Consider the following 10,943-nt stretch of genomic DNA (forward strand, 5'->3'; position numbering starts at 1 on the left):
TTACAAAAAAAGCATCCTAATTTTATGAAATTAAAAATACGGATGCTTTTGTTTATTCATATTTGAAAGCCATCATTGCTAAAGGAGGTAAATTCAACTCTAGTGAATGTTCTCTACCATTCCATTCTCTGACTTCAGAATTTAGGTTTTTGTGTTTAAAACAGTCGCTTCCAAAATATTTTTTAGCATCGCTGTTAAAAATTTCTTTCAAAGTTCCGGCTTTAGGAATTCCAATTCTGTAGTTTTCTCTTGGAACTGGCGTTAAATTTAAAACAACAATCACATTGTCTTTTTCATTTTCTCCTTTTCGGATGTAGGTCATTACAGAATTTTGGTGATCTCCATGATCAATCCATTCAAAGCCCTCATGTGAGAACTGTTTTTGATACAATGCAGGCTCTTTTTTGTACAATTTATTCAAGTCTTTGACCAATGTTTGTGCTCCTTTATGAACATCATATTGCAACAAATGCCAATCTAAACTTGTTTGGAAATTCCATTCAGATGTTTGTCCAAATTCTCCCCCTTGAAACAATAATTTTGCTCCTGGATGCGTGTACATAAAACTGTAAAGCAATCTTAAATTCGCAAAACGTTGCCATTCATCCCCAGGCATTTTATCAACAATGGCTTTTTTACCATATACCACTTCATCATGAGACAAAGGCAGCATGAAATTTTCGGTAAAAGCATAATTCAAACTGAATGTCAAATCGTTTTGATGATGTTTTCTATAAATAGGTTCTTTGGCAAAATATTCAAGTGTATCATGCATCCAACCCATCATCCATTTCATACCAAATCCTAAACCTCCATCATAAATTGGACGAGAAACTTTTGGGAAAGAAGTAGATTCTTCAGCAATGGTTTGCACATCAGGGAAAGAAGCATACACTTCTGTATTCATATCTTTGATAAAATCAATCGCTTCTAAATATTCTCTTCCACCAAACATATTTGGTTCCCATTGACCTTCTTCACGTGAATAATCTAAAAACAACATGGATGCAACTGCGTCAACTCTCAATCCGTCAGCATGAAATTGATCTAACCAAAAAATAGCATTACTGATTAAAAATGCTTTGATTTCATTTCTTCCATAGTTGAAAATTAAACTTTTCCAATCTTGATGATAGCCTTTTCTTTGATCAGGATGTTCGTATAAATGCGAGCCATCAAAAAATCCTAAACCATGATCGTCTGAAGGAAAATGCGATGGAACCCAATCCAACAAAACACCAATACCTTTTTCGTGAAATTTATCCACCAAATATTTGAATTCTTCAGGATATCCAAAACGTGCTGTTGGTGCAAAATATCCAACCAATTGATAACCCCAACTTGGGTCATAAGGATATTCCATAATAGGCATAAATTCTACGTGCGTAAAATTCATTTCTGCTACATAATTCACCAATTCATCAGCCAATTCTACATAACTCAAAAAGCGATTTTGTGCAACTTGCTTTTTCCAAGAACCTAAATGCACTTCGTACACAGAAAATGGAGCGTCTAAAGCATTCTTTTTTTTGCGATTTTTTATCCATTTGGCATCTTTCCAATCATAAGAATCTTGCCAAACTACGGAGGCAGTTTTTGGAGGATGTTCGCATCTGCGTGCAAATGGATCTGCTTTTTCAGTTCGAATATCGTTATTTGTACTATGAATTTTGTATTTGTAAATATTACCTTTTCCAACACCTGGAATAAATCCTTCCCAAATGCCACTTCCGTCCCAACGAACGTTTAATTGATGTTCACCTTCTATCCAAAAATTAAAATCTCCAACCACCGAAACCATTTTAGCACTTGGCGCCCAAACTGCAAAATAGGTTCCTTCTTCACCATCTAATGTGATGATGTGCGATCCAAATTTTTCATATAATCGATAATGCTTTCCGGCTTTGAATAGGTTGATATCAAAATCTGTAAAAAGACTGTGTACTTTTGTTTTTGTCATAATGTTATGCGTTCAAAATATTTGCAATACCCTTTAATGGAATGATTGTCCATTTAGGTCTTGAGTTAAGTTCGTATCCAAGTTCATAAATTGCCTTTTCAAGTAAGCAATATTCTAAAATATAAATTCTTTCGTTTGTATAACCAATAGATAAATTGGCTTGTTGTGTAATATCTCTGTAGGTTTCTAAAAAAACAGCTACTAAATATTTGTAAATGAGTTCGCCAAATTCAAAAAGGGTTTCTTGTGGAGTTGAAAAACGTTCTTGATGGTTAAAAATTGTGGCATAAATTGCATAATGAAAAGAGCGAAATAAACCTGCAACGTCTTTAAGTGGAGGTTGTTTTACTTTACGATCTCTGATGGTACTTTCAGGTTCGCCCTCAAAATCAAGGATGCAAAAATCGTCATCTTGTACTAAAATTTGTCCTAAATGATAATCTCCATGTATGCGAATTCTTTCGCCTTTTAGTTTTGTCCAATCAAAATTGACCAATCTTTTACGGATGATATTTTTATTTGCTAAAAATTCTTTGGCCAATTCTAAAGAATAACCTTCTAAATGATGCAAATTATTTTCGGTTAAATTCAATCGATTTTGAAATTGATAGGTCAATCTGTTTTTCAACCAAACTGCATAATCATTGTTAAATCGAGTAGGGGTAAAGGCAGTTTCTTCAAATTCAGAACCCAAAGCAATGTGCATTTCAGCCGTTCTTTGTGCCAATAATGAAACTTTATTTAATAAATTGAGTCCAATTAAATCAATAATTTGTGCAGGTAATTCTGATATTTTTCTTCTTTCAAAAATGTTGATATCAGGAAAATCAGTAAAAGCAGGTTTTTTAGCATCAATATTATTGTAAATAATATGCAATTCTTTTAAAAAATATTCCCAAGCATCACCATTATTAGGCACCATTTTTTGCATTAAAGCGATGGTGACATTCGTATTATCAGAATCAATAATGTTGATGCTTCCTAAATAAGGAGGAGTATGTTTGAATTCTTTAATGTCAGATAAAAATCGGCTCATTTCATAATCAGGATTTTTATCCGCATAAATTCTTCTGAAAAATTTCAAGATAAAAGCGTCATTATAAATAATGGATGTATTGCTTTGTTCAACGCCCATAAAACGCGAAGATTCGTACGCAGGAAATTCAAAACTATCTGATTTATGATATTGTACAGGTGTTTTATCAACAGGTAAGGCTGATGAAATTCGCTCGTAAACCACTTTTCTGAAAGATTCTAAATGCATGGCATCAATGATAAAACCTTCCTGATTTTTTAATTTTATAGGAAGAATTCTATTTTCTTTCGCAAAATTTTCATCAGAAACAAAAGCAATTGGCAAAAAATAATGATGATAAAAAGCTTCTTCAAAATCGACTTCTAACAACAATCCGAAATAAACTTCTTCATGATGTTGGATTCTAAAATAATCACTTAATTCGATGTATTTTAGTTTGCTCGATTTTCCTCCATACCAACGTTGTTTTACAATATATTCTTCTAAAACATCCGCTAAAAAAACTTTTATGAATGCCTTATCATCCATTAAATGTTCCCATTTATGATTGGAAGAAAATATTGGAAAATTTGGTTTAGAAACTTCTTGATCTATCATTTTTATTTGTTAATCTTAAAAATATGAAAAGGTAATGAAGGATGCAATTCAACATAATTCCACTCATTATACCAATTATAACAATTTCTAGTTACCAAATCTTCTACTTCTACTTTTTGTCCGTGCTGTACTTTTAAATCATGCAAAGGCAATTGAACTGATCCAGATTGTGAGTTGTAAGCATCTAAACTGATGATGGTTAGCGTTTCATTTGACCTAGCATCATTCCATTTGTAAAAGGCAATAAGTTGATCATTTCCTGTTTCTAAAAATTGAATATTATTGGTTTGTTGATACGATTCTTGCTGTTTTCGGATTTGATTGATTTTTGTAATCAATGCAGTTACTTTATTTTCTTTAAACCAATCATAATGGCACAATTGGAATTTTTCAGACATGTAATATTCTTCTTTCCCTGGAATTGGAGTGCTAATCATTTGTTCAAAAACAGGACCGTAAATTCCGATATTAGAACTCAATGTTGCCGCCAAAGCATAGCGTTGTAAATACCTAGATTCAGGAGCGCCTTGCAAATGAAATGGATTGATATCAGGCGTGTTTGGCCAAAAATTTGGTCGCATATATTCACGTTGATTTGTTTTGGTCAATTCATTGACGTATTCCATCAATTCATGTTTCGTTTCTCGCCAAGTAAAATAGGTGTAAGATTGTGTATAGCCTTGTTTTGCAAGTTGTTGCATGATTTTTGGTTTGGTAAAAGCCTCTGCTAAAAACAAAATATCAGGATGTTGTTTTTTAACTTCGCTTATAACCCAATTCCAAAAATAATAAGGTTTTGTATGTGGATTATCTACTCTAAAAACTCGAATTCCGCAGTCAATCCAATACAATAATGTGTCTAAACATTCTTGCCATAAATTTTTATAATCTTCTGTTTCCCAATAAATTGGAAGAATATCTTGGTATTTTTTTGGTGGATTTTCAGCATATTGTACAGTTCCATCTGGACGCCATTTAAACCAACTTGGATGTTCTTTTACCCAAGGATGATCAGGTGCAGCTTGCAAAGCATAATCCATGGCAATTTCAATTCCCAATTCATTGGCTTTGGCAATTAAGTTTTTAAAATCTTCAACAGAACCCAATTGAGGATGAATGTCTTTGTGTCCACCAAAACGTGAACCAATTCCCCAAGCGGAACCTACATCACCTTCTTGCGCAACAGTTGTATTGTTTTTTCCTTTTCTGTTTACCTCTCCAATTGGATGAATTGGCGGAAAATATAAGGTGTCAAATCCCATTTGGGCCACTCTTGGCAACAAACGATGACAATCGTTAAACGTTCCATGAACGCCTTCATGTTCAGATGCTGAACGTGGAAAAAATTCATACCACGTTGAAAATCGTGCTTTTTTTCGATCTACATACACTTGGAAATCTTGAGAAGTAAAAGGTAATTTTTTCTCAGGATTATTTTTAAATAGGTTGTGTAATCTTTCAGAAACAGCTTCTTTGATAGCTTCGTTGTAACTTTCAGGATTCTTAAAAATATAAATTAGATGTAATAAATAGTTTTTATCATCTTCAGACACTTTATTTAAAAGACTTTCAACAATTACAGCACCTTCTAACAATTCTGAATTTACATGTTGATAATCATCAATTTTTCGTTGAATTCCATGTTGCCAGTTCAAGGCATAATCTACCCAACCTTGCACTTTATAGGAATAAAATCCTTGTTTGGATGTTTGAAAACTAGCTGAAAATTCATCGTTAAACGTTGGATTCATTCTAGTTTCAGACCACTTTTTTTCTGATTCGTGTTTGTACAGTAAACTAGCCTGAATTACATCATGACCATCAACTAAAACATCAGCAGTTACAGTTACAACTTCGTCAACAACACGTTTTATAAAAACAGCACCTCCATTCAATTGAGGCGCAACATTTTCTACAACAATTCTACTTTGATTTTGCATTCAATTAAATATTTAAAAAAATGATTTATTAGCCTATATTCGTTCCTTTTGCGATAGTAGCTTCTTTTTTAATAACTACAATTCCGTCTTTTACAACATAGGTATCTGTCTCTGTATCAGCTAAATGTTTTCCGCCATTGATACGAACATCATCTCCAATTCTACAGTTTTTATCGATGATACAATTGTGAATGTAACATCTGTCTCCAATTCCCATCATGATTTCGATATGATTTTTTTCAACTGATTTTAAGGATTCATAATAGTCACTTCCCATCATGTATGTGTTGGAAATTAGGGTGTTTTTTCCAATTCTTGAGCGAATTCCAATGACCGATTTTTCAATTTTTTCAGCTAATATGATACTTCCATCACCAATAATTGCTCTATTTAGGATAGTTCCAGAAATTTTAGATGTTGGTAAAATACGTGCTCTTGTGTAAATTCCCTTACTATCATATAAATTAAACTGCGGAACATCATCTGTCAACCCAAGATTGGCTTCAAAAAAGGAATCAATATTTCCAATATCAGTCCAATATCCTTCGTATTGATAACTCAATGTTTTATGATTTTTAATAGCTTGTGGTATGATTTCTTTTCCAAAATCATTGGTAGTTGGGTCTTTCATCAATTCTTCTAAAAGACCTCTGTTGAAAATATAAATTCCCATAGAAGCCAAATAATCTCTTCCTTCGTTTTTCATTTGTTGACTCACTTCTGATGTCCATTGAGGCAATAAATCAGCAGATGGTTTTTCGATAAATGAAGTAATGATATTTTCTTCATTCGTCTTTAAAATTCCGAAAGAAGTAGCATCTTTAGCATTTACAGGATAGGTTGCAATAGAAATTTCAGCGCCACTTTCTTCATGAGCCTGAACCATTTTATTGAAATCCATTTGATATAATTGATCACCAGAAAGAATCAAGGCATATTCAAAATCATTTTGCAAAAAATGGTGCATACTTTGTCTTACAGCATCTGCAGTTCCTTGAAACCATTTGTCACTATGAATGGTTTGCTCAGCAGCTAAAACATCTACAAAAGCAGAACTAAAAAAGCTAAAATGATACGTATTTTTAATGTGTTTGTTTAACGAGGCTGAGTTGAACTGCGTTAACACATACACTCTTTTGATTTCGGAATTGATGCAGTTAGAAATTGGGATATCTACCAATCTATATTTTCCTGCAATTGGTACAGCTGGTTTTGATCTATCTTTTGTTAAAGGATACAATCTTGAACCTTGTCCACCTCCTAAAATAATACCTAATACCTTGTCGTTTATCATTTTGATGCTATTTTTTTAATGATTTATATAATTCTTCTGTCTGTTTTGCGATTGAAATCCAATCAAAATAATCTTCAACACGTTTTCTGCCTTTTTGCGCCATTGAATTTCTAAGTATTGGATTATTGATTACTGTGTTAATGCCTTCTGCTAAATCTCTAGCAAATTTATCAGGATTGATGGGTTCAAAAGGGGCTTCTGTTTGTTGTTCAACAGGAACTAAAATTCCAGTTTCACCATGTACAACAACCTCTTTAATACCCCCAACTGCACTTGCTACAACAGCAGTATTACAAGCCATTGCTTCGATATTGATGATGCCAAAAGGCTCGTAAATAGATGGACAACAAAAAACTGCTGCATGCGAGTATAATTGAATTACTTGCTTTTTTTCAAGCATTTTATCAATCCAAATAACATTTTTTCGAGTTTTTTTAATTTCGTTGACAGCTTGCTCCATTTCTAATCCAATCTCTTTGGTATCAGGGGCTCCTGCACAAAGCACAATTTGGGTATTTTCATCAATATATTTGATGGCATTTACCAAATGAATAATGCCTTTTTGTCTGGTAATTCTTCCTACAAAAAGCACATAAGGTTTCGTTTTATCTATTTGATATTCATCCAAAGTTTCACTTTCAGAAGTAACGATGTATTGTTGTAAATTGATACCGTTATAAATCACTTTCACCTTTTTTTCATCAACATTAAAATATTTTAAAACATCTTCTTTGGTTTCTTCAGAAACCGCAATCAATGCATCTGCCATTTCAATTGCCGTTTTTTCTATCCATGATGAAGCGTCATAACCACGACCTAATTGTTCTCTTTTCCAAGGTCTTAAAGGTTCTAGAGAATGTGTGGTGATTACTAAAGGAATTCCGTAACACAATTTTGCTACAATTCCTGCAAAATGTGCATACCAAGTATGGCAATGTACAATATCAGCATCAATAAAATCAGCATTCATATGTAACCCTGTGCTTAAGGTTTTAAAGACTGCTTTGAGTTTTTCTTCAGCTGAATCGAAAAGTACATTGTCGTATGGAAACCCTTTTACGGTTAAATTTCCCTCACTAGTATCTTGATTACCAAAACTTCTAACTTCTACTTTCATCAGTTTTGATAATTCTTCTGCAAGATATTCAACATGAACACCAGCACCGCCATAAACGTAGGGAGGAAATTCTCTGGTAAAAAATAGGGTTTTCATAAACAGTTTGTTTTTTTATTGCGTTGATTGGATGCGTTTACAGCCCCTTAAGGTATAAATTAGCAATAAAACTACAAAATATTATGAATAGGAATTTACGATTGAAAAATAATTATCAGTTTGTTAATAATAGAGGAACAAATGAAGAAATCAGTATTGATATTTTAAAGATTACACAGTTACATCTAAAATAATGTAAATTGACATTAAAAAAAATTATGAATTTCTGTGTTTGTTAATTTCGTCTTGCAATTGTCTTCGTAATTTTTGTTCTCTCTCAATTGCTTTTTTTCTGTAGGCTTCAAATTCTTCTTCTACGGTAATTAAATTTTCTTGTGCCTGTTTGGTCAACACATTGCTTCTAAAAAATTTAAATACAAAGAAACCCAGTCCACCTGCAAGCCCAATAATTATAGTCCATAAAATAAGATTATAAGTTAGTTTGCTTAACGGAATTCCTAACAGCGAAATGGTATCTTCTTTAGTCAAAGCATTTTCCAATTCCAATTGAGTTTTGGTCATAGATTCGTTTAAATAAGCAATAGTTTCGCGCTCTTCTTTTAGTAAATTTTCTAGCTCAACCAGGGCTTTTTTTGTTTTCTTGATAGAATCTAGGACATTGTTTTTTAGCACTAAAAAAGCATCTTTATCAATGACTTTATACGTTTGATAGGTTGAAGAAATTCGATACATTTTATCAAACTGACCTTCAATGGTTTTAGGTTCTGTGATTGGCTCTGTGATTTCTGTTTGAGCAAATACAGAGTTTGATAATAAAATCAATAAAATAACGGTTATAAATAGTCTCATTTTGTGATTTTTGAAGTGTAAATGTATAAAAAAAACCCAAACAAAGGTTTGGGTTTTATTATAAGCAAGTATTATTATTTATTTTATTTTCTCTACAACTGCCTTAAAAGCTTGTGGATTGTTAACAGCCAAATCTGCTAAAACTTTACGATTTAGTTCGATATGATTGGCTTTTACTTTTCCAATAAACTGAGAGTAAGACATTCCATGCAAACGTGCAGCAGCGTTGATACGCGTTATCCACAATGAACGGAAGTTTCTCTTATTGTTTTTACGGTCTCTGTATGCATAAAGCATTCCTTTTTCAACCGCATTTTTTGCTACTGTATAAACGTTTTTTCTACGTCCGAAGTAACCTTTTGCTGCTTTCAAGATTTTTTTTCTTCTATTTCTTGAAGCTACTGAATTTACTGATCTTGGCATAATTCAAATTGTTTTTGTAGTGGGCGACTCTTAGTTTCAATATTCAAAATTTTGAATTCCGAATTTTAAACTTTGAATTCTTTTTTTTTGCCTCACTCCATGGTTTATAATTAATTCCCTTTAATTAAACTTATTTTAAGTTCAATTGTCTCATGATGCTAGCCTCATCTGACTTGTGTACTAAAGTGTCGTGAGTTAACTTCAATTTACGTTTTGTAGACTTCTTTGTTAAGATGTGACTTTTAAACGCGTGTTTTCTTTTGATTTTACCAGTGCCAGTTAGTTTAAAACGTTTCTTAGCACTTGATTTGGTTTTCATTTTAGGCATTTCTCCTTCGTTTTTATCTTGCTTATAAATTTATTTTTATCTGAACTTTCATCAGAATGGTATTATTTTACTTTTTTTGGAGCGAGAAACATAATCATACGTTTTCCTTCTAACTTTGGAAGTTGCTCTACTTTTCCATGTTCTTCAAGGTCTTGAGCCAATCTCAACAATAAGATTTGACCTTGTTCTTTAAAGATGATTGAACGTCCTTTAAAAAATACAAATGCCTTTAATTTTGCACCTTCTTGTAAAAATTTAAGGGCATTTTTCTTTTTAAATTCATAGTCATGTTCATCTGTTTGAGGTCCAAAACGAATTTCTTTTATAACTACTTTTGCAGCTTTCGCTTTCAAAACTTTTTCGCGTTTTTTCTGCTCGTACAAAAATTTCTTATAATCGATAATTTTACAAACCGGTGGTTTTGCATTTGGCGAAATTTCTACCAAATCCAATTCCATTTCCCTTGCTAGTAATTTCGCTTTTAACAAAGGATATACACCAACTTCTACGTTTTCGCCTACAAGACGAACTTCATCAACATATCGTATGTTTTCATTAATTCTATGTTGATCTTCTTTTACTACTCTTAAAGGTCTAGATGACCTAGTTTTTTTAATTGCTATGACGTTTAAATTTAAATTTAACTTATTTTTCTTGTTTCCAAGGATTTGATTGTCTCTGACTTATATTTTAAAACTTTAAAATGTTTTCAAAGTTTTTTCTTCTTCTTTTTTGATGAATGCTACAAACTCTTCAATTGTAAAAGTTCCTATATCGCCTTCACCATGTTTTCTAACAGATACTGTTCCTGTTTCTTCTTCTTTTTCGCCAATGATTACCATAAATGGTATTTTGGAAACTTCAGCATCTCTAATCTTTCTACCAGTTTTTTCATTTCTAGTATCTAAGAGGGCGCGAATTTCGGAATTTTCTAGCGATTCTAAAACTTTTTCTGAATATTTTTGATATTTCTCACTGATTGGCAATAAGATAACCTGATCTGGAGTGAGCCAAAGTGGGAAATTTCCTGCTGTATGCTCTAGTAATACTGCAATAAATCGTTCCATAGAACCAAAGGGTGCTCTGTGAATCATCACAGGTCTGTGCAATTTATCATCTGCACCTTTATAGGTTAAATCGAAACGTTTTGGTAAATTATAATCTACTTGAATGGTTCCTAACTGCCAACTTCTTCCTAAAGCGTCTTTAACCATGAAATCTAACTTAGGACCATAAAATGCGGCTTCACCTTCTTCAATTACAAAATTCAAACCTTTATCAGTTGCAGCGCTAATGATGGCTTTTTCAGCCAATTCCCAAGTTTCAACATCACCAATATATT

Annotated in this window: 10 protein-coding genes (1 of these 10 cut by a window edge); all 10 read right to left on the reverse strand. The window is 32.6% G+C overall.

Translation table 11 applies throughout. The features are described 5' to 3' along the window. Positions 1-52 precede the first annotated feature (52 nt). A complete protein-coding gene (gene glgB / locus WHA43_RS11580) occupies positions 53-1,960 on the reverse strand; it encodes a 1,4-alpha-glucan branching protein GlgB (RefSeq protein WP_105047198.1) in 1,908 nt (635 codons plus the stop codon). Positions 1,961-1,964: 4 nt separating this feature from the next. Further along, entirely contained in the window at positions 1,965-3,593 is a 1,629-nt protein-coding gene (locus tag WHA43_RS11585) for a maltokinase N-terminal cap-like domain-containing protein (RefSeq protein WP_105047199.1), read from the reverse strand. A 2-nt stretch (positions 3,594-3,595) separates the two neighbouring features. Then, a complete protein-coding gene (locus WHA43_RS11590; RefSeq protein WP_105047200.1) occupies positions 3,596-5,533 on the reverse strand; it encodes an alpha-1,4-glucan--maltose-1-phosphate maltosyltransferase in 1,938 nt (645 codons plus the stop codon). A 28-nt stretch (positions 5,534-5,561) separates the two neighbouring features. Then, entirely contained in the window at positions 5,562-6,827 is a 1,266-nt protein-coding gene (locus WHA43_RS11595) for a glucose-1-phosphate adenylyltransferase (RefSeq protein WP_105047201.1), read from the reverse strand. A 7-nt stretch (positions 6,828-6,834) separates the two neighbouring features. Beyond that, a complete protein-coding gene (gene glgA, locus WHA43_RS11600; protein ID WP_105047202.1) occupies positions 6,835-8,040 on the reverse strand; it encodes a glycogen synthase in 1,206 nt (401 codons plus the stop codon). A 216-nt stretch (positions 8,041-8,256) separates the two neighbouring features. Then, the gene (locus WHA43_RS11605; protein ID WP_105047203.1) at positions 8,257-8,850 is read right to left on the reverse strand and encodes a hypothetical protein; all 594 of its coding nucleotides are present in this window, start codon (positions 8,848-8,850) and stop codon (positions 8,257-8,259) included. A 78-nt stretch (positions 8,851-8,928) separates the two neighbouring features. After that, on the reverse strand, positions 8,929-9,273 hold the full coding sequence (rplT, locus tag WHA43_RS11610; RefSeq protein ID WP_105047204.1) for a 50S ribosomal protein L20: 345 nt from the start codon (positions 9,271-9,273) through the stop codon (positions 8,929-8,931). Positions 9,274-9,403: 130 nt separating this feature from the next. Next, positions 9,404-9,601, reverse strand: a complete 198-nt coding sequence (gene rpmI / locus WHA43_RS11615) for a 50S ribosomal protein L35 (protein ID WP_105047205.1) — start codon at positions 9,599-9,601, stop codon at positions 9,404-9,406. Positions 9,602-9,663: 62 nt separating this feature from the next. Next, positions 9,664-10,218, reverse strand: a complete 555-nt coding sequence (gene infC, locus WHA43_RS11620; RefSeq protein WP_302849306.1) for a translation initiation factor IF-3 — start codon at positions 10,216-10,218, stop codon at positions 9,664-9,666. Positions 10,219-10,299: 81 nt separating this feature from the next. Further along, positions 10,300-10,943: the 3' end of a threonine--tRNA ligase gene (gene thrS, locus WHA43_RS11625; RefSeq protein ID WP_105047207.1), read on the reverse strand. 1,297 nt of this gene lie beyond the right edge of the window; 644 of the gene's 1,941 nt are visible here — the last part of the coding sequence; its start codon lies beyond the right edge, outside the window — the gene reads right to left on this strand; its stop codon occupies positions 10,300-10,302.

Source organism: Polaribacter gangjinensis, from assembly GCF_038024125.1.
In the GTDB taxonomy this organism is placed as follows: domain Bacteria; phylum Bacteroidota; class Bacteroidia; order Flavobacteriales; family Flavobacteriaceae; genus Polaribacter; species Polaribacter gangjinensis.

Bases quoted from the DNA above. Each gene is read 5' to 3' on its own strand.
- rpmI (WP_105047205.1), bottom strand. From the start codon at position 9,601: ATGCCTAAAATGAAAACCAAATCAAGTGCTAAGAAACGTTTTAAACTA.
- WHA43_RS11595 (WP_105047201.1), bottom strand. From the start codon at position 6,827: ATGATAAACGACAAGGTATTAGGTATTATTTTAGGAGGTGGACAAGGT.
- glgB (WP_105047198.1), bottom strand. From the start codon at position 1,960: ATGACAAAAACAAAAGTACACAGTCTTTTTACAGATTTTGATATCAAC.
- WHA43_RS11605 (WP_105047203.1), bottom strand. From the start codon at position 8,850: ATGAGACTATTTATAACCGTTATTTTATTGATTTTATTATCAAACTCT.
- WHA43_RS11590 (WP_105047200.1), bottom strand. From the start codon at position 5,533: ATGCAAAATCAAAGTAGAATTGTTGTAGAAAATGTTGCGCCTCAATTG.
- WHA43_RS11585 (WP_105047199.1), bottom strand. From the start codon at position 3,593: ATGATAGATCAAGAAGTTTCTAAACCAAATTTTCCAATATTTTCTTCC.
- glgA (WP_105047202.1), bottom strand. From the start codon at position 8,040: ATGAAAACCCTATTTTTTACCAGAGAATTTCCTCCCTACGTTTATGGC.
- rplT (WP_105047204.1), bottom strand. From the start codon at position 9,273: ATGCCAAGATCAGTAAATTCAGTAGCTTCAAGAAATAGAAGAAAAAAA.